The organism is Pseudomonas sp. 1D4, assembly GCF_001728925.1.
Taxonomy (GTDB): Bacteria; Pseudomonadota; Gammaproteobacteria; order Pseudomonadales; family Pseudomonadaceae; genus Metapseudomonas; species Metapseudomonas otitidis.
Window position 1 is genome coordinate 33,761 of the sequence record NZ_LXJQ01000022.1, and the last position, 17,679, is coordinate 51,439.

The 17,679-nt window shown below is 66.4% G+C and carries 17 protein-coding genes; 4 read left to right on the plus strand and 13 right to left on the minus strand.

Annotated features, from left to right (window positions below; translation table 11 throughout):
- Positions 1 to 29 precede the first annotated feature (29 nt).
- Complete coding sequence (locus A7D27_RS13120) at positions 30 to 764, minus strand: ABC transporter substrate-binding protein (RefSeq protein WP_069565146.1); 735 nt, start codon at positions 762 to 764, stop codon at positions 30 to 32.
- 239 nt (positions 765 to 1,003) lie between these two features.
- Between A7D27_RS13120 and yccS the strand changes: the two genes are divergently transcribed.
- Positions 1,004 to 3,178, plus strand: coding sequence for a YccS family putative transporter (yccS, locus tag A7D27_RS13125; RefSeq protein ID WP_069565147.1), 2,175 nt, complete (start codon positions 1,004 to 1,006; stop codon positions 3,176 to 3,178).
- A gap of 69 nt (positions 3,179 to 3,247) precedes the next feature.
- Here the strand turns inward: yccS and A7D27_RS13130 are convergent, their stop codons facing one another.
- Positions 3,248 to 3,697, minus strand: a complete 450-nt coding sequence (locus A7D27_RS13130) for a transposase (RefSeq protein ID WP_069565148.1) — start codon at positions 3,695 to 3,697, stop codon at positions 3,248 to 3,250.
- 128 nt (positions 3,698 to 3,825) lie between these two features.
- The gene (locus A7D27_RS13135; RefSeq protein WP_069559149.1) at positions 3,826 to 5,295 is read right to left on the minus strand and encodes a PLP-dependent aminotransferase family protein; all 1,470 of its coding nucleotides are present in this window, start codon (positions 5,293 to 5,295) and stop codon (positions 3,826 to 3,828) included.
- Between the two features lie 177 nt (positions 5,296 to 5,472).
- Between A7D27_RS13135 and A7D27_RS13140 the strand changes: the two genes are divergently transcribed.
- On the plus strand, positions 5,473 to 5,703 hold the full coding sequence (locus A7D27_RS13140; RefSeq protein WP_069559150.1) for a DUF1127 domain-containing protein: 231 nt from the start codon (positions 5,473 to 5,475) through the stop codon (positions 5,701 to 5,703).
- A gap of 4 nt (positions 5,704 to 5,707) precedes the next feature.
- Here A7D27_RS13140 and A7D27_RS13145 read toward each other — a convergent pair whose 3' ends face one another.
- The 4 genes from A7D27_RS13145 to A7D27_RS13160 form a co-directional block, all read right to left on the minus strand.
- Entirely contained in the window at positions 5,708 to 7,735 is a 2,028-nt protein-coding gene (locus A7D27_RS13145) for a methyl-accepting chemotaxis protein (protein WP_069565149.1), read from the minus strand.
- A gap of 120 nt (positions 7,736 to 7,855) precedes the next feature.
- On the minus strand, positions 7,856 to 8,716 hold the full coding sequence (locus A7D27_RS13150; protein ID WP_069565150.1) for an HDOD domain-containing protein: 861 nt from the start codon (positions 8,714 to 8,716) through the stop codon (positions 7,856 to 7,858).
- Between the two features lie 70 nt (positions 8,717 to 8,786).
- The gene (locus A7D27_RS13155) at positions 8,787 to 9,542 is read right to left on the minus strand and encodes an ABC transporter substrate-binding protein (protein WP_069565151.1); all 756 of its coding nucleotides are present in this window, start codon (positions 9,540 to 9,542) and stop codon (positions 8,787 to 8,789) included.
- A gap of 192 nt (positions 9,543 to 9,734) precedes the next feature.
- Positions 9,735 to 10,235, minus strand: coding sequence for a M48 family metallopeptidase (locus A7D27_RS13160; RefSeq protein ID WP_069559154.1), 501 nt, complete (start codon positions 10,233 to 10,235; stop codon positions 9,735 to 9,737).
- A 66-nt stretch (positions 10,236 to 10,301) separates the two neighbouring features.
- Between A7D27_RS13160 and A7D27_RS13165 the strand changes: the two genes are divergently transcribed.
- Together A7D27_RS13165 and A7D27_RS13170 are read left to right on the plus strand one after the other, a co-directional pair.
- Complete coding sequence (locus A7D27_RS13165; protein ID WP_069559155.1) at positions 10,302 to 10,505, plus strand: hypothetical protein; 204 nt, start codon at positions 10,302 to 10,304, stop codon at positions 10,503 to 10,505.
- 272 nt (positions 10,506 to 10,777) lie between these two features.
- Positions 10,778 to 11,461 carry a polysaccharide lyase family 7 protein gene (locus A7D27_RS13170; protein WP_069559156.1) on the plus strand — a complete coding sequence of 228 codons (684 nt, stop codon included), beginning with the start codon at positions 10,778 to 10,780 and terminating at the stop codon, positions 11,459 to 11,461.
- A gap of 69 nt (positions 11,462 to 11,530) precedes the next feature.
- Here A7D27_RS13170 and fba read toward each other — a convergent pair whose 3' ends face one another.
- The 6 genes from fba to tkt all read right to left on the minus strand — a co-directional run bounded on the left by fba (position 11,531) and on the right by tkt (position 17,642).
- Positions 11,531 to 12,595: a class II fructose-bisphosphate aldolase gene (fba, locus tag A7D27_RS13175; RefSeq protein ID WP_044403502.1), complete on the minus strand. Its 1,065-nt coding sequence runs from the start codon at positions 12,593 to 12,595 to the stop codon at positions 11,531 to 11,533.
- Positions 12,596 to 12,718: 123 nt separating this feature from the next.
- Complete coding sequence (locus A7D27_RS13180) at positions 12,719 to 13,036, minus strand: MliC family protein (protein ID WP_069559157.1); 318 nt, start codon at positions 13,034 to 13,036, stop codon at positions 12,719 to 12,721.
- Positions 13,037 to 13,068: 32 nt separating this feature from the next.
- Entirely contained in the window at positions 13,069 to 13,263 is a 195-nt protein-coding gene (locus A7D27_RS13185; protein WP_069565171.1) for a hypothetical protein, read from the minus strand.
- A 69-nt stretch (positions 13,264 to 13,332) separates the two neighbouring features.
- Positions 13,333 to 14,496 carry a phosphoglycerate kinase gene (locus A7D27_RS13190; protein ID WP_069565153.1) on the minus strand — a complete coding sequence of 388 codons (1,164 nt, stop codon included), beginning with the start codon at positions 14,494 to 14,496 and terminating at the stop codon, positions 13,333 to 13,335.
- Between the two features lie 27 nt (positions 14,497 to 14,523).
- Entirely contained in the window at positions 14,524 to 15,573 is a 1,050-nt protein-coding gene (gene epd / locus A7D27_RS13195; protein ID WP_069565154.1) for an erythrose-4-phosphate dehydrogenase, read from the minus strand.
- Positions 15,574 to 15,641: 68 nt separating this feature from the next.
- The gene (gene tkt, locus A7D27_RS13200) at positions 15,642 to 17,642 is read right to left on the minus strand and encodes a transketolase (RefSeq protein ID WP_069565155.1); all 2,001 of its coding nucleotides are present in this window, start codon (positions 17,640 to 17,642) and stop codon (positions 15,642 to 15,644) included.
- Positions 17,643 to 17,679: the final 37 nt, after the last annotated feature.

Below are 17,679 nucleotides of genomic sequence, written 5' to 3' on the forward strand. Positions count from 1 at the left end.
TCAGACCTGCTTCGCGCTGGAGCAGGCGCTCAGAGCCCCTGAGCGTCGAGGATGCGCTGGTAGGTGCCGTCCTCGCGCATCTCTTGCAATGCCCGGTTGAAACGCTCCACCACCTCACGGTGCTGGGGCAGACTGCGGCGCACGAGGATCGCCAGGTTGTTCTCCGACAGTGGTTGCGGCAGGAACTCCAGCTCATCACGAATGCCCTTGAGCCCACGGCCGAAGTGGTAGCGGGCCACCAGCTCGTCCTCCAGGGTCAGGTTCACCCGCCCCGCCGCCACCATCCGCGCGCCCATCTCGAAGCCCACCACCGGCAGCCGTTTCAGGCGGGCGTCCTGGTCGAAGCCAGGGAAATAGGCATAGCCGCGCACCACCGCCAGGCTGTAGGGCAACAGGTCATCCAGCTTCGTGTAGTGGAGACCGGCGCCGCGGCGCTGCACGAAGCGGATACGGTTGACCAGGTAAGGCTCGGAGTACAGCCCATAGACCACCCGGTCGTCCTTGTACCAGGCGCTCACCACCACGTCATAGTCACCCACCTGCACGCCCTGCAGCACTCGGGCCCAGGGCACCTCAAAGTACTTCGTGGTGTAGCCGGCGCGCTGCAGGGCGGCCTCCACCAACTGCACGGCGAGGCCATTTCCCGGCAAGCGCGCATCGGTGAAGGGCGGCCAGACGTCACCGGCCAGCCGCAGCGGCTCGGCGCGCAGGCCAGCCGCACCCAGCAGCAAGAACAGGAACAGCAAGCGAAGAGTCTTGGTCATAGGAGAGTCCCACTTCCAGGCAGAGACGGCAGCACCCGGGAGGCCACCTTCTCAGGGTAGACCGCTTCAGACGGAGGCGCCGAACAATCGCCTGACGCCAGCATGCCCACCGGCGCCAGGCACTGCACAAACGCGGCGTATCGCTGTAACCCACCTCGCCCGGGAAACATCCAAGCGGTAACCTCAGGCAGGCCGCTCTATGCGGCTGCCGTTCCGAATCGCCCGCTCACAAGGCCACCATGTCCGCTACGTCGTTCAGCCATTCCCTGCGCCGCCTCTGGGCCCAGGACAAGTTCAGCTACAGCCTGCGGGTCTCCATTGCGCTGACCGGCAGCATGGCGTTGTGCTGGTCCCTGGACCGGATGGACGCCCTCATCCCGCTGTTCCTCGGCATCATCGCCAGCGCCCTCGCGGAAACTGACGACAGTTGGCAAGGGCGTATCCAGGCGCTGCTGGTGACCCTGGGCTGCTTCAGCATCGCTTCGCTCTCGGTGGAGCTGCTGTTCCCCTACCCCTGGTTGTTCGTCGCCGCCCTGGCGCTGGCCAGCTTCGGCCTGACCATGCTCGGCGCACTGGGCGAGCGTTACGCCACCATCGCCTCGGCGACGCTGATCCTGTCGATCTACAGCATGATCGGCGTCGACCAGCGCAATGGCGTGCCCGACGACCTCTGGCGCGAACCGGCACTGCTGGTGAGCGGCGCCGCCTGGTACGGCCTGCTCTCGGTGATCTGGCAGGCGCTGTTCACCCACCAGCCAGTGCAGCAGAGCCTGGCGCGGCTCTACCGCGAGCTGGGGCAGTACCTCAAGCTCAAGTCCAGCCTGTTCGAGCCCCTGCGGGAGCTGGACGTAGAGGCCAAGCGCCTGGAGCTGGCCCAGCAGAACGGCAAGGTGGTCAGCGCGCTCAACGCCGCCAAGGAAATCATCCTGCACCGGGTCGGCAACGCCCGGCCGCGGCCCAAGGTCAGCCGCTACCTGAAGCTGTACTTCCTGGCCCAGGACATCCACGAGCGCGCCAGCTCCTCCCACTACCCCTACAACCAGTTGGCCGAGGCCTTCTTCCACAGCGACGTGCTGTTCCGCTGCCAGCGCCTGCTGCGCCAGCAGGGCGGCGCCTGCCAGGCCCTGGGCCAGGCCATCCAGATGCGCCAGCCGTTCGAGTACCACGACGGCACCCAGGCCCTGCAAGACCTGCACCGCTCCCTGGAGCACCTGCGCATCCAGAGCAACCCGGCCTGGCGCGGCCTGCTGCGCTCGCTCAACGCCCTGGCCAGCAACCTCTCCACCCTGGATCGGCTACTGACCGACGCCAGCAACCCCGACGCCCTCGCCGAGGCTCAGGACAGCAGCCTGCTGGACCGCTCGCCCAAGGGCTTGAAGGACGTCTGGGAGCGCCTGAAGCAGAACTTCACCCCCACCTCGGTGGTGTTCCGCCATGCCCTGCGCATGGCCATCGCCCTGTCCGCCGGCTACGGCGTGCTGCACCTGATCCACCCGAGCCAGGGCTACTGGATCCTGCTGACCACGGTCTTTGTCTGCCAGCCCAACTTCGGCGCCACGCGGCGCAAGTTGGTGCAGCGGATCATCGGTACGGTGATCGGCCTGGCCCTGGGCTGGGCACTGTTCGACCTGTTCCCCAGCGCCCTGGTGCAATCGATGTTCGCCGTGGTGGCCGGGGTGATCTTCTTCACCAACCGCGCCACCCGCTACACCCTGGCGACGGCGGCGATCACCCTGATGGTGCTGTTCTGCTTCAACCAGGTCGGCGACAGCTACGGCCTGTTCGTGCCGCGCCTGGTGGATACCCTGCTGGGCAGCCTGATCGCCGCCCTGGCGGTGATCTTCATCCTCCCCGACTGGCAGGGTCGCGGGTTGCACCGAGTGGTCTCCACCACCCTGGTCTACAACGCCCACTACCTGCGGCAGATCCTCCAGCAGTACACCAGCGGCAAGCGCGACGACCTGGCCTACCGCCTGGCCCGGCGCAACGCCCACAACGCCGACGCAGCGCTGTCCACTACCCTGGCCAACATGCTCATGGAACCCGGGCACTTCCGGAAGGACGCCGAGATGGGTTTCCGCTTTCTGGTGCTGTCCCACACCCTGCTCAGCTACCTCTCCGCCCTCGGCGCCCACCGCAGTGCCGAGCCGCTGATGCTGGAGCCGGCCCTGGCCGAGGCCGGCGAACGCATCGCCGCCACCCTGGAAGCCATCGCCGCCGCCATGGCCCAGCGCCAGCCGGTGGCCATCCACAGCGATAGCGAAGAGGCCCTGGCCAAGACACTGGAGCAGTTGCCGGAAGACATGGACGAGCGCGTACGCCTGGTGCAGACCGAACTGGCCCTGATCTGCCGCCAGCTCGGCGCCCTGCGTACCCTGGCGGGGCATCTGGCGGGTGGGGAGAAGACGGAGTAGCGGAGCGCACTCCCCTGAAGCTGTGGGAGCGAATTCATTCGCGACGCGGCCCGAAGGGCCGCCAGGCACTCACAGCCACATGGCATCCCAATGCGGGTAATCACCCAGGCGTTTCACCAAACCAGCCCTCAGCGGGTTCGCCACCACATAGCGCGCAACCGGCAGCAGCTCACTTTCGCGCCGCAACGCCCGGTCATGGAAACCCGGCTGCCAGACCGCACAGCGTTCTCCCATCAACAGCCCCAGGTGCCTGGCCGTACGCCCCTTCAAGACCTTGACCACTGAAGACAGCGACACCGGTGCATCGAGCCGCATAAGCCAGTGGAAGTGATCGGGCATGACCACCCAGGCCAATGAGTACGCCAGCTCGAAGCGCTGCAGGCGCCTCAACTCGCCGACCAGCAACCGGGCATGGGCGAAGTGGGCAAAGAACGGGCGTCGATCAGCGGTTGTCGCGGTAACGAGATAGACCCTGCCGAGTTGGGAAACACGTCCCTTGCGCAGATCACGGCTGCCCACGAGCCTCTCCTCTTCCGGTGGAAAGATCGGACTCTAGCCAGGCGAGGGCCGTTCGGTCGCAAGGGTGAGCGCCGGAAACATCGGATCAGTGGGTAGGACTGCTATCGCACGCCGGAAGCCATCGGTGCTCATACCCTCGCGAATGAATTCGCTCCCACAGGGCCCTCCTCCTGTGCACCCTCGCTTTGCGCCATCAACACCTTCACCCGCTCGCCCACCTTGCGTACGGCCGCTTCCTGGGCGGCACTGGGGCGTGGGGCGTAGTTCATGCGCAGGCAGTTGCGGTACTTGCCGGAGGCGGAGAAGAGGCTGCCGGGGGCGATCTGCACCCCATCCTGCAGCAACTCGCGGTTGAGGCGCAGGGTGTCGAAGCCGGCCGCCAGCTCCACCCAGAGCATGAAGCCGCCCTGGGGGCGGCTGACGCGGGTGCCCTCGGGGAAGTGCGTCATCACCCAGTCGATCATCTGGTCGCGCCCCTGCTGGTACTGGGCGCGCATACGCCGCACGTGGGGTTCGTAGGCGCCGCTGGCGATGAACTCGGCCAGCGCCAGTTGCGGCTGGGTGGCGGTGGCGCCGGAGGAGATGTACTTCATGTGCAGCAGGCGGTCGAAGTAGCGCCCGGGGGCGATCCAACCCATGCGCAGGCCCGGCGCGACGGTCTTGGAGAAGGAGCTGCAAAGCAGCACGCGACCGTCCTCGTCGAAGGACTTGATGGTGCGCGGGCGCGGGTAGCGGTAGGCGAGGTCGCCGTAGACGTCGTCCTCGAGGATCGCCACGTCATAGCGCTGGGCCAGCTCCAGCAGGGCGCGCTTGCGGACCTCGGGCATGATGTAGCCCAGCGGGTTGTTGCAACTGGGGGTGAGCTGGATGAGCTTGATCGGCCACTGCTCCAGGGCCATCTCCAGCGCCTCCAGGCTGATGCCGTTGAGCGGGTCGGTGGGCAGTTCCAGAGCCTTCATGCCGAAGCCCTTCAGGGCCTGCATGGCGCCATGGAAGCTGGGCGAGTCCACCGCGACGATGTCGCCAGGCTGGCACACGGTGCGGATCGCCGTGGAGAGCGCTTCATGGCAGCCAGTGGTGATGATCAGATCGCTGGCGGGGATGCGGTTGCCGCTGTCCAGCAGCAGGCGCGCGACCTGTTCGCGCAGCGCCTGGGAGCCCTGCAGGCTGTCGTAATACAACCCGCCGAGATCGCTGCGCCGGGCAGCCTGGGCCAGGTTGCGCAGCAGTGGGCGCAGGGTGGGACTGGTGATGTCGGGCATACCGCGCCCCAGTTGCACCAGTCCATCCCGCGCGCCGCGACGCACCAGCTCCAGCAGGTCACTCCACTGCGACACCTCCACCGGCCGTTGGGCGGCCCGCGCCACGGCGGGCAACTCGGGCATCTGCCGGCGCAGAGAGACGAAGTAGCCGGACTTGGGCCGGGGCTCCGCCAGGCCCTGGTCCTCCAGCACCCGGTAGGCCTGCTGCACGGTACTGAGGCTGACGCCGTGCTCCTGGCTCAGGGCGCGCACCGAGGGCAGGCGGTCGCCGGGGCGGTAGTAGCCCTGCTCGATGCGCTCACCCAGGGTTTCGGCGAGCTGGCTGTAGAGCGTCATGCTGTTCTCCCTGGCGACTCACACGTGGCCGCCGACCATACAGATTCGCCGCCGATTGTGGATTCAGATGCCGATCCCGGCAATCTGTATGAAGAAAATCCTTCAATCTTGAATCTGTATCGAACAGCCCCCGTCGCCGGACAATGGCTTCACCCCCAAAACGCCAGGAGTCAGGAGATGAGCGGCTTGAGCGATGTACGGCTGACCCTTCACCCACAGGAACTGATGCAGGCCGGCGAACGCACTGCCGCATCGGTGCGCCTGCCCGGCAGTACCTGGCAGCGCTTCTGGCTGCGCCTGACGACCCGCAAGGCACTGCTGGAGCTGGACGAGCATGCCCTGAAGGACATAGGCCTGACCCGCGCCCAGGCGCTGGAGGAAGGGCTCAAGCCATTCTGGCGCGGCTAGCGGCTCACCCCAGGCGGAAGCGCGAGGTGTTGTCGTGCAGGGCCTGACTGCCCAGGCGCAGTTGTTCGGCCACACTCTGCACCGAGCGCGCTCCGCCCAGCAGCAGCGCGGCGGCCCGGTCCACCTGCTGGATGTTGCCACTGACCTCGTCGGCGGTGGCCGCCTGCTGTTCGGCGGCGGTGGCGATCTGCGCCAGGCGGTCACTCACCCGTTGCACGGCGTCGGCGATCCCCGACAGGTCATCACCCATGCTCAACACGCTGCCGACGTCGCCCTCGGCCTGGCGGTAGGCGGCCTCCATCAGCGCCACGGCCTGACCGACCACGCCTTGCAGGCTGGAGACGGTGTCGCCGATCTCCTGGGTGGAATCCTGGGTGCGCTGGGACAGGCTGCGCACTTCGTCGGCCACCACGGCGAAGCCTCGGCCCTGTTCGCCGGCGCGGGCGGCTTCGATGGCAGCATTGAGGGCCAACAGGTTGGTCTGCTCGGCAATGCCCTTGATCACGTCCACCACGCGGTTGATCTGCTGGGTCTGCTCGCGCAGTTGCTGCAAGGCGGTGACCGTCTCGCCGAGGCGGCTGCTGAGTTCGCGCATGCTGGCCCCGGTGCGGGCGCTGCGCTGGTTGCTCTGCATGGCGATCTGGCGGGTCTGCTGGGCGTCGGCAGCGGCACCTTCGCAGCTTTCCGCCACCGTCTGGGCCGTGGCTGCCAACTGATGGGCAGCGGCTGCAATCTGGCTGACCTGGCCTTGCTGCTGCTCCACCGAAACAAGGGTTTCCTCGGCCTGGTCGTTCAACTGGCGCACGGTGCCACCCAGTTGCTGGCTTTCGCGGTTCACCCCGTCCAGGGAGTTGCGCAACTGCACCAGCGCGGCGTTGAGGGCCTCGGCGATCTGTGCCAGATCATCCCGGCCGTGCACGGCGGCATTGACCCGCAGGTCCCCGGCGCGCAAGCCCTCGGCAGCCTCGGTGATGGCAGCGGTGCCCCGGCGGATCGCCGCGTTCAGGCACAGCAGCATGTACAGCGCCAGCAAGGTCAGCACGGCGAAGCCGCCGATCACTTCGCTCATGCTGGCGACGGCCTCGCCACGGAACACACCGAGGCGCAGGCGCAGGCGTTCACCGAGCGCGGTCTGCAGGACCGCGAGCTGGCTCCCGGCCTGCTCGGCCTGGTTGATGAAGTCCGCCGCTTCGAGGGTGAAGGGGTTGGCGTCGAACATGCCCTTGTCGACGACGGCGAGGTAGCTCGAGAGGGCTTCTTCGGCCTGGCTGAACAACCCGTCGAGCTCGGCGTTGGGCAGGCCCTTGCCGGCAATGGCCTCGCGGGCCTTGCGCAACTGCCGCACGGAGTCGTCGAGGGCACGGCGCAGGTCACGCACGGCGACTCGGCTCTGCAGGGTGAAGTGGCGGGAAATCACGGCACCGTGGGCGCTGGCGACGAAGTTGCCGAGCAGCTCGCGGGTACGCGGCTGCACGTAGGTGACCTGCTCCATCATCAGGTAGGTGTCCATCACCGGGTCGAGGATCAACCCGCTGCTGGTGGCCACCTGCTCACGCAGGGACTGCAGGCTCTGCAGCACTGCCTGATAGCGTTCCAGGGCATCGGGCAGGGCGACGCTCGCCAGCACCTGGGGGCGGATGGCTTCGCTGCGGCTCTTCAGCTCGTCGAACAGGGTGCGGTTGGGCCCCTCCAGGGATTCGGCCTTCAACTGCGCATCGACCTTGTCCAGCATCGCTTCCAGTTGCCCGGCGCGTTGCTCCAGGGTGGCCTTGGCGGCAACCTCGGTGCCCTTCCAGCGTGCCAGCAGGGTGCGCTGGGCAATGGCCTCACCGAGGGCATCGTCGAGGACGACGATCACCCGCAAGCCGCTGAGCTCACTATCGATCTGTGTCAGGCGCTCCTGATAAAAGCCGGCGATGACCCACAGGGCGTACCCCAGGGGCAAGGCGAACAGCAGGAACAGGACCTGGAACTTGCGGGCGAAGCTGAACCCCTCGAGGAGGCGGACACCCGGGCTGAACAGTGCATTCATGACGAGACCTCTCTGAATCCGGTCGGCCCCTGGCCGTGGTCGTACAAGAGGCGCTCCGGCCATCAAGCCCCGCGACGGCTCCTTACGCGGGACCGCGCATGCCAGGCGGCATGCCGTGACTCAATGCAGCAGCGACTCCATCCGCTGGATCTCTACCCGCTGGCTGGCCACCAGGGCCAGGCCGTTGCCGCTGGCGTCCAGCGCGTTCTGCGGTGGCAGCAGCTTGCGGTAGGCCGCCAACTCCCTGAAAGGCGGCAACTGGGCGGTCGGGCCATTCTCACGAATGGCGTGGTAGAGCCCGAGGTTGACCAGATCCACCAGACTCAGGGCGGGCCCAGGGGACTCCTCCCACAGGCCGGCGCCGCGAACCACCTCGATGTAGCTCTGATCCACCGCCCACGTCTTCAACACCACCACCCCCAGCGACTTGCCGTACTCCCGGCACAGACGGTTGTAGAGTTCGGTGGCGGGCACCTGGTCGGCCGCCTTGAACGCAGAAAGGATGGCCATGGCGCCCACCTCACTGAGGATAGTCGCCAACAGCACATGTTCACCGGAAACATGGCCGAGCAGGCGCCCCAGCACGGCACTGATGGCAGCCCGGCGGGCCAGGCGGTGCCAGGTGTCGAGGAACAGCTTCTTGTGCGCCGGGCTGTACAGCGGGAACAGGCTCTTGATGCTGTGGATCATGGTGATGCGGTCCACCTCCAGCATGCCCAACTGGCGGATGACCTCTTCCAGGCTCTTGGGTGGCGGCGTGCCACGCAGACGGGCGCTGGAGGCATGCTTGACCAGGGTGGCGCTCAGCGCCGGGTCCTTGCTGATGACCCGGGCCAGGGAGCCGGTGGTGGCGTTGGGATCGGCCAGGGCACGGCGGATTTCCATGGTGATCATGGGCAGGCTGGGCAGCTGTTCCTCGCCGTTCATCAACTGGGATACCAGCTTGCGGTAGATCGAATAACCCGACTCTTCAGTACTCACCGGCGTTCCTCACGTGGCCCTTTGCCATTCTAGTCAGCTGCCAGTGGCCCACACAGTGGGGCGACGCACGTTATTCGGGTACCTGAACGCCGGCCTCGGCCGCCATGCGGGCGAAGCGGCCGTCTTCCAGCAGGCGCTGGAAGACCTCGTCGAACCGGACTTTGAGCGCCTCGTAAGGCTCGCGCCGGGGGAAGGCGAAGTAGCCGTCCTTGCTGTCGATGGCCGGCTGTAGCCGGACCAGGCTGCCGGCCGGAAGGGCTTCGATCCAGGGGCGGGAGTTGCGCTCGTTTGTCGCCAGCAGATCGATGCGACCGTGCTGCAGCATCAGCAGCGCATTGTCCACGCCCTCGACGCTGCGCAGGTCGAGATGGGCGCGGGCGTGGTCGAAACGGTCGCCGTAAACCCAGCCACGGATGGCAGCGACTCGCAGCCCCTGCAGCCGGGCGTAGTCACCTCCCCATTCGAGGGGCTGGTCGCTGCGGGCATAGAACACCAGACGATCGCGGTAGAAGGCGTGGCGGGTGAACAGCATGTGCCTTTCCCGCTCAGGCGTACGGTAGGGGCCGACAAGGATGTCGGCGCGGCCTTCGGCGACCATGAGCTGTGCCCGCGCCCAGGGATACAGCTCGAAGCGCACGCTGTCGCCCATCTCGCCCAGCACAACACGCAACAGGTCGGCGCCCAGGCCGATGAAGCGGCCCTGCCCATCCTGTCCGTACAACTGCGGGAAATCGGTACCGACGGCCAACCATTCCCGGGCTTGAGCCAGAGGAGCGAGCAGCAGGCACGACAACACCAGACTGGGCAACCAGGACGTGCGCTTCATGCCTAGGGGGATCTCGCGGGGGACAGCGTCAGAGCCTAGCAGGCTTTACGCCCTCGTCAGGCACTTGCGTCAGCCTCTCTCGGAAAGCCCCTACACCCCGAGCCAGGGGCAGCCGGCTATAGTCCGTTGCGCCATGCCCGCCTCAGGACTGCGCATCCTGCAGCCCTCCACAGCTGGGGCGGGCATGGCTCCTCAGCCCCTCTCCCCCAGGTCGCGCCAGGTCAGGTACAGGCGCAGGTCGAACTCCAGTTGGTGATACCCCGGCAGCATGTGCTCGCAGAGCTGGTAGAAGGCCTTGTTGTGGTCGCGCTCGCGCAGGTGCGCCAGCTCGTGCACCACGATCATCCTCAGGAACTCCGGCGCGGCCTCCTTGAACAACGAGGCGACGCGGATCTCCTTCTTCGCCTTCAGCCGTCCACCCTGCACGCGGGACACGGCGGTATGCAGGCCAAGCGCCTTCTGCACCACGTCCAGCTTGTTGTCGTAGACCACCTTGTCGATGGCCGGTGCACTGCGCATGTGCTCCTGGCGCAAGGCATTGGTGTAGCCGTAGAGCGCACGGTCGCTCTGTACGTCGTGGCGGTCGGGGTAGCGGCGGGCCAGGTATTCGCCCAGGCGGCCCTGGTCGATCATCTGCCGCACCTGTTCCTGCAGGTGGGAGGGGTAGGCCTTCAGGTAGCGCAGCGGGTCCATGGTCAGGCAGGTGTCGTGAAAGGGCGCCCATTGTACCGGGCGCGGCAGCAGGTGACCGGTTTTGTCATGACCATCACAACGCCAGCATCGCCGTTCGTCGGTGCGATTTCGCCCCCGGCAAACCGCCTCGCTTACGGCTATTTGACGGCCGCGCCGGAGCGCCTCCGCACGGTAAGCGGCTTCCCCGAAAAAGCGATGTACCGGTTGGTTACTTTCTGCGATGGCATGGCGATGTCAAACGCCGATTTCGCCATTTTTATGGCGGCATGAATTTGACGAACAGTGATTCACGGGCGGTTTTTCACGCCGTATAAAGCCATCCGCCAGGTGCCCCACCACGGGACGCCCAGCACGAACAGCGGCTCAGGCCGCACTTAACCACCCTACTTTTGGTTCGTGTGCAGTTGGCCGGATTGCCAGTGTAAGGGCGTCTCTAAAAGCGCAGCGATGACAACGCAGATCGTTTTTGGAGATGGCCGCAAGTGATTACACGCTCGTGGATGAGTTGCACCCCACTGAAAGTTCTCTTCGAGAACTCAGTCATGATCGACCTTGGAACCTGGAACCTGACCATCCCCGTCGGCGCCCCCTCCGTCACCATCGATACCCCCGCCCTGGTCGGCGGTTACCAGGACAACTACTTCAAGGCCAGCAACGGCACGCTGTTCTTCTGGACCCCGGTCAACGGCAGCACCACTGCCAACGCCATCTACCCCCGCAGCGAACTGCGCGAAACCTTCGCCGACGGCCGGCTGCGCAACTGGAACTACAGCGCGGCGGACAACTACATGAGCGCGAACCTGGCGGTGGACCAGGTGCCCTCCACCGGCAAGATCGTGGTGGGCCAGATCCACTCCTACGGCAGCACCAGCCCGCTGCTGAAACTGGAGTACCAGTACAAGACCAAGACCGGCACCGGGAACATCGTCGCCAAGATCCGCAACTCCCCGACCGATCCGAGCGGCGCAGTGAGCACCCTGCTCACCGGCGTGAAGCTGGGCCAGCGCTTCACCTACGTGATCAACCTGTCACCCCAGGGTCGCCTGAGCATCCTGGTGAATGACACCCAGTTCAGCCAGCAGCTCGACGGCACCTGGGCGCCCAAGCCGCTCTACTTCAAGGCGGGCGTCTACACCCAGGACAACGCCGGGGCCGACAGTGAAGCCGGCAGCGCCACCTTCTACAACCTGAAGACCGAGCACCGGGCGCTGACCGCCGTGAACTGAGCCCAGCCTGACGAACGCCCATGAAAAAGCCCCGCCGAAGCGGGGCTTTCTCCATGCACCGACGCCGGATCAGTTGACCTTGGCGTCCAGCTCACCCTTGGCATAACGCTGGAACATGCCTTCCAGGGAGATCGGCTTGATCTTGGAGGCATTGCCGGCGGTGCCGAAGGCTTCGTAGCGGGCGATGCAGATGTCGCGCATGGCCTTCACGGTTTCGCTGAAGAATTTGCGCGGGTCGAACTCGCTCGGGTGCTGGCTCATGTAGCGACGGATGGCACCGGTGGAAGCCAGACGCAGGTCGGTGTCGATGTTCACCTTGCGCACGCCGTGCTTGATGCCTTCGACGATCTCTTCGACCGGGACGCCGTAGGTTTCCTTAATGTCGCCGCCGAATTCGTTGATGATCGCCAGCCAGTCCTGGGGCACCGAGGAGGAACCGTGCATCACCAGGTGGGTGTTGGGGATGCGCTTGTGGATTTCCTTGATGCGGTCGATGGCGAGGATGTCACCGGTCGGCGGCTTGGTGAACTTGTAGGCGCCGTGGCTGGTGCCGATGGCGATGGCCAGAGCGTCCACCTGGGTCTTCTTGACGAAGTCGGCGGCCTCTTCCGGGTCGGTCAGCATCTGGCTGTGGTCGAGGATGCCCTCGGCGCCGACCCCGTCTTCTTCGCCGGCCTGGCCGGTCTCCAGGCTGCCCAGGCAGCCCAGCTCGCCTTCCACGGACACGCCGCAGGCGTGGGCGAATGCCACGGTCTGCTGGGTCACGCGGACGTTGTATTCGTAGTCGGCCGGGGTCTTGCCGTCTTCACGCAGGGAGCCGTCCATCATCACCGAGGAAAAGCCCAGTTGGATGGAGCGCTGGCACACGTCGGGGCTGGTGCCGTGGTCCTGGTGCATGCACACCGGGATGTGGGGGAATTCTTCGATGGCAGCCAGGATCAGGTGGCGCAGGAAGGGCGCACCGGCGTATTTGCGGGCACCGGCGGAGGCCTGGACGATCACCGGGGAATCGGTCTTGTCGGCCGCTTCCATGATGGCGCGCATCTGTTCCAGGTTGTTGACGTTGAAGGCCGGGACGCCGTAGCCGAACTCGGCGGCGTGGTCCAGCATCTGGCGCATGCTGATGAGTGCCATGGTGTTTCAGTCTCCCAAGTGGGGTGGGCTGTCGAAATGCGAAGCCTGCCGCAGGGGCAGGCCGGGTTCAAGCTTCGCGGTGAATACCACCGCGAAAGCGGATGTTCTCAAGGGTGAGGCGACTCAGGGCGCCTTGCAGCCGCGACCGATCAGGTCGTCGGTGGCCACCCAATAGACCAGGCCTTCGTCACCCTTGGTGTGGAAAGCCAGGCGGTCGTCGCTGTAGAGCGCGCCGGAGCCGGAAGGTTCTGCCTTGAGGCGATAAACGATGTCACCGCCGCCCAGGCGCACGTCCACGTCCTGCTGGGCCTTGTCGGCGAAGCGCCAGAACACTTCGGCCTGGCTGTCGCAGACCCAGTGGGTCCAGTTGTCCTCGGGCGCCTTCTGGCTGGCGCACCCGGCCAGCGCCAGCAGCGCTGCGAGGGCGAGAATGCCTTTCATCCTTCACTCCATGGCCGGGCGTTGCCGTCGGCTCACTGACAATGCTGTTCCGCGCTGCTGCCCAGGGTCGGCTCCCCGCTGCTCTGGGCTTCCACCCGCTGGTCGTCGCGCGTCTGCGGCAGGACGACCTGGGGCGGGCTGAGCACCTCGCAGGGCTGGGGTGCCGGGCCTCCGGCACACCCGCCGAGCACGACGAACAAGGGCAACAGCAAGGTTCTGATCCACATGGCGATGACTCCTTTATCGGTTTCCCTGAACGAGAGACCGCATGCCATCGCCATGATTCAGGCCATCTTTCAGGCCTTGGCGCGCTGCTCCAGCACCTCTACGGCCGGCAGCACCTTGCCCTCGACGAACTCGAGGAACGCGCCACCACCGGTGGAAATGTAGGAGATGCGCTGGGCCACGTCGTACTTGTCGATGGCGGCCAGGGTGTCGCCACCGCCGGCGATGGAGAAGGCATCGCTCTCGGCGATGGCCAGGGCCAGGGCCTTGGTGCCTTCGCCGAACTGGTCGAACTCGAACACGCCGACCGGGCCGTTCCAGAGGATGGTCTTCGACGACTTCAGCAGCTCGGCGAACTGGGCAGCGGTCTGCGGGCCGATGTCGAGGATCATGTCGTCATCCGCCACGTCGGCGATGAGCTTGACGGTGGCAACGGCGGTTTCGGCGAACTCCTTGGCAACCACCACGTCCACCGGCAGCGGCACGCTGACCTTGGCGGCGATGGCCTTGGCGGTGTCCACCAGGTCGGCTTCGTAGAGGGACTTGCCGACCTTGTAGCCCGCCGCAGCGAGGAAGGTGTTGGCGATGCCGCCGCCGACGATCAACTGGTCGCAGATCTGGCTCAGGGAATTGAGCACGTCCAGCTTGGTGGAAACCTTGGAGCCGGCAACGATGGCGGCCATCGGGCGGGCCGGATTGCCCAGGGCCTTGCCCAGGGCGTCCAGCTCGGCGGCCAGCAGCGGGCCGGCAGCGGCGACCTTGGCGAACTTGGCCACGCCGTGGGTCGAACCCTCGGCGCGGTGGGCGGTGCCGAAGGCATCCATCACGAACACGTCGCACAGCGCGGCGTATTGCTGCGCCAGCTCATCGGCGTTCTTCTTCTCGCCCTTGTTGAAGCGCACGTTCTCGAACAGCACGACCTGGCCAGGGGCGACGTCGACGCCACCCAGGTAGTCGGCCACCAGCGGCACTTCGCGGCCCAGAGCCTTGGACAGGTAGTCGGCCACCGGCTTGAGGCTGTTCTCCTCGGAGAACTCGCCCTCGGTGGGACGGCCCAGGTGGGAGCAGACCATCACCGCCGCGCCCTTCTCCAGTGCCAGCTTGATGGTCGGCAGGGAAGCAAGGATGCGTGCGTCACTCTTCACGACGCCATCCTTCACCGGCACGTTGAGATCCTCGCGGATCAGCACGCGCTTACCCTGGAGGTCGAGGTCGGTCATTTTCAACACGGTCATGGGGTCAGTCCTTCACGGGGCTGGAGGTCAACGGGTTGTAGTAGCAGCCCGCAGGTAGTGGCCTGCGGTGTCGAGCATGCGGTTGGCGAAGCCCCATTCGTTGTCGAACCAGGCCAGCAGGTTCACCAGGCGCGGGCCGGACACACGGGTCTGGCTGCCGTCGACGATGGCCGAATGGGGGTCATGGTTGAAGTCGCAACTGGCGTGGGGCAACTCGGTGTAGGCCAGCAGGCCCTGCAACGGGCCGCTTTCGGCGGCCTCGCGCAGCACGCGGTTGATGGCGGCGGCGGAGGTGTCGCGGGCGGTCTGCAGGGTGATGTCGAGACAGGACACATTCACCGTCGGCACGCGGATCGCCTTGGCCTGGATGCGCCCGGCCAGTTCCGGCAGCAGGCGCTCGATGCCCCGGGCCAGGCCGGTGGACACCGGGATCACCGACTGGAAGGCCGAGCGCGTGCGGCGCAGGTCTTCATGGTGGTAGGCGTCGATCACCGGCTGGTCGTTCATGGCCGAGTGGATGGTGGTGATGGAGACGTACTCCAGACCCACCGCCTCGTCGAGCAGTTTCAGCAGCGGCACGCCGCAGTTGGTGGTGCAGGAGGCATTGGAGACCAGGCGCTCGGTGCCGCTGAGGCTGGCCTGGTTGACACCGAAGACCACCGTGGCATCGATGTCCGCCTCGCTGGCCATGGGCTGGGAGAACAGCACCCGCGGCGCACCAGCGGCGAGGAAGCGCTCGCCCTCGGCGCGGGTGGTGTACTGGCCCGAGCACTCCAGCACCAGGTCGACGCCCAGGGCGGCCCAGTCGATGCCCTCGGGCTCGGCGCTGCGCAGCACCTTCACGCAGTTGCCGTTGATGTGCAGGCAATCGCCGTCCACCTTCACCTCGCCGGGGAAACGGCCGTGGGTGGAGTCGAAGCGGGTCAGGTACTCGATGCTGGCCTGGTCGGCCAGGTCATTGAGGGCGACGATCTCGAAGCCGTCACGACCGCCACGCTCGTACAACGCGCGCAGGACGCAACGACCGATGCGGCCGTAGCCGTTCAGGGCGACTTTGAAGGGGCGATGGCTGGACATGGGCGCTCGCTGGGCCGAAAGGAATGAGTACCCCGGACCCGGGCCATGACGGCCCGGGTCCGTGCAGGTCAGACGTCCAGCAGTTCTTCGGCGGTGGCGACGATGTTGTCGACGGTGAAGCCGAAATGCTCGAACAGCGCCGGCGCGGGGGCGGACTCACCGAAGCTGGTCATGCCGATCACGCGGCCTTCCAGGCCCACGTACTTGTACCAGTAGTCGGCGTGGGCGGCTTCGATGGCGATGCGCGCGCCCACCTGGACCGGCAGCACGGCCTGCTTGTAGGCGGCGTCCTGCTGGTCGAACAGGCTGGTGGACGGCATCGACACCACGCGCACCTTGCGGCCGGCAGCGGTCAGGGCGTCATGGGCCTGCACCGCCAGGCCCACTTCGGAACCGGTGGCGATGAGGATCAGCTCGGGCTCGCCGACGCTGTCCTTGAGCACGTAGCCACCTCGGGCGATGTCGGCCAGTTGGGCAGCATCACGGGCCTGGTGAGGCAGGTTCTGGCGGGAGAAGATCAGCGCGCTCGGGCCGTCCTTGCGCTCGATGGCGGCTTTCCAGGCCACGGCGGATTCCACCGCGTCGGCGGGGCGCCAGGTGTCCAGGTTCGGGGTCGAACGCAGGCTGGTGAGCTGCTCGATGGGCTGGTGGGTCGGGCCGTCTTCGCCCAGACCGATGGAGTCGTGGGTGAAGACGTAGAGCACGCGCTGCTTCATCAGGGCGGACATGCGCACGGCGTTGCGGGCGTATTCCATGAAGATCAGGAAGGTCGCGCCGTAGGGGATGAAGCCGCCGTGCAGGGCGATGCCGTTCATGATGGCGCTCATGCCGAACTCACGGACGCCGTAGAACAGGTAGTTGCCGGCGGCGTCATCGGCGGAGACGCCCTTGCAGCCTTTCCACAGGGTCAGGTTGGAGCCGGCCAGGTCGGCGGAGCCGCCGAGGAACTCGGGCAGCAGCGGGCCGAAGGCGTTCAGGGCGTTCTGGCTGGCCTTGCGGCTGGCGATGGTCTCGCCCTTGGCGGCCACTTCAGCGACGTAGGCAGCGGCCTTCTCGGCGAAGTCGGCCGGCAGTTCGCCCTTGATGCGGCGCTCGAACTCGGCGGCCAGCTCCGGGTGAGCAGCGGCGTAGGCGGCAAAGCGCTGATTCCACTCGCTCTCGCGGGCAGCACCGGCGGCCTTGGCGTCCCACTCGGCATAGATGTCGGCGGGGATTTCGAACGGGCCGTGGTTCCAGCCCAGGGTGGCGCGGGTCAGGGCGATCTCGTCGTTGCCCAGGGGCGCGCCGTGGCACTCCTCCTTGCCCTGCTTGTTCGGCGAGCCGAAGCCGATCACGGTCTTGCAGCAGATCAGGGTCGGGCGGTCGGTGGCCTTGCGCGCGGTCTCGATGGCGGTGCGGATCTCTTCGGCGTCATGGCCGTCGACATTGCGGATCACCTGCCAGCCGTAGGCTTCGAAGCGCTTCGGCGTGTCGTCGCTGAACCAGCCGTGGACTTCGCCATCGATGGAGATGCCGTTGTCGTCGTAGAAGGCGATCAGCTTGCCCAGGCCCAGGGTGCCGGCCAGGGAGCAGACCTCGTGGGAGATGCCTTCCATCATGCAACCGTCGCCCAGGAACACGTAGGTGTGGTGGTCGACGATGGCGTGGCCTTCGCGGTTGAACTGGGCGGCCAGCACCTTCTCGGCGATGGCGAAACCCACGGCGTTGGCAATGCCCTGGCCCAGCGGGCCGGTGGTGGTCTCGACGCCGGCGGTGTAGCCGTACTCCGGGTGGCCCGGGGTGCGGCTGTGCAGTTGGCGGAAGTTCTTCAGGTCATCGATGGACAGGTCGTAACCGGTCAGGTGCAGCAGGGAATAGATGAGCATCGAACCGTGGCCGTTTGACAGCACGAAGCGGTCGCGGTTGGCCCACTGCGGGTTGCTCGGGTTGTGCTGCATGTAGTCACGCCAGAGCACTTCGGCGATATCGGCCATGCCCATGGGGGCGCCGGGGTGGCCGCTGTTGGCTTTTTGCACCGCATCCATGCTGAGGGCACGAATGGCATTGGCACGCTCACGACGGCTGGGCATCGCTGATCTCCTGCGGGTTGAATGACGCTGAACGAAA

What these genes read in the sequence shown, in the direction of transcription:
- A7D27_RS13135 (WP_069559149.1), bottom strand. Translation starts at nt 5,295, where the DNA reads ATGACGCTCTACAGCCAGCTCGCCGAAACCCTGGGTGAGCGCATCGAG.
- tkt (WP_069565155.1), bottom strand. Translation starts at nt 17,642, where the DNA reads ATGCCCAGCCGTCGTGAGCGTGCCAATGCCATTCGTGCCCTCAGCATG.
- A7D27_RS13180 (WP_069559157.1), bottom strand. Translation starts at nt 13,036, where the DNA reads ATGAAAGGCATTCTCGCCCTCGCAGCGCTGCTGGCGCTGGCCGGGTGC.
- A7D27_RS13185 (WP_069565171.1), bottom strand. Translation starts at nt 13,263, where the DNA reads ATGTGGATCAGAACCTTGCTGTTGCCCTTGTTCGTCGTGCTCGGCGGG.
- A7D27_RS13190 (WP_069565153.1), bottom strand. Translation starts at nt 14,496, where the DNA reads ATGACCGTGTTGAAAATGACCGACCTCGACCTCCAGGGTAAGCGCGTG.
- A7D27_RS13160 (WP_069559154.1), bottom strand. Translation starts at nt 10,235, where the DNA reads ATGGACCCGCTGCGCTACCTGAAGGCCTACCCCTCCCACCTGCAGGAA.
- A7D27_RS13165 (WP_069559155.1), top strand. Translation starts at nt 10,302, where the DNA reads ATGACCATCACAACGCCAGCATCGCCGTTCGTCGGTGCGATTTCGCCC.
- A7D27_RS13120 (WP_069565146.1), bottom strand. Translation starts at nt 764, where the DNA reads ATGACCAAGACTCTTCGCTTGCTGTTCCTGTTCTTGCTGCTGGGTGCG.
- fba (WP_044403502.1), bottom strand. Translation starts at nt 12,595, where the DNA reads ATGGCACTCATCAGCATGCGCCAGATGCTGGACCACGCCGCCGAGTTC.
- A7D27_RS13140 (WP_069559150.1), top strand. Translation starts at nt 5,473, where the DNA reads ATGAGCGGCTTGAGCGATGTACGGCTGACCCTTCACCCACAGGAACTG.
- yccS (WP_069565147.1), top strand. Translation starts at nt 1,004, where the DNA reads ATGTCCGCTACGTCGTTCAGCCATTCCCTGCGCCGCCTCTGGGCCCAG.
- A7D27_RS13170 (WP_069559156.1), top strand. Translation starts at nt 10,778, where the DNA reads ATGATCGACCTTGGAACCTGGAACCTGACCATCCCCGTCGGCGCCCCC.
- A7D27_RS13155 (WP_069565151.1), bottom strand. Translation starts at nt 9,542, where the DNA reads ATGAAGCGCACGTCCTGGTTGCCCAGTCTGGTGTTGTCGTGCCTGCTG.
- A7D27_RS13145 (WP_069565149.1), bottom strand. Translation starts at nt 7,735, where the DNA reads ATGAATGCACTGTTCAGCCCGGGTGTCCGCCTCCTCGAGGGGTTCAGC.
- epd (WP_069565154.1), bottom strand. Translation starts at nt 15,573, where the DNA reads ATGTCCAGCCATCGCCCCTTCAAAGTCGCCCTGAACGGCTACGGCCGC.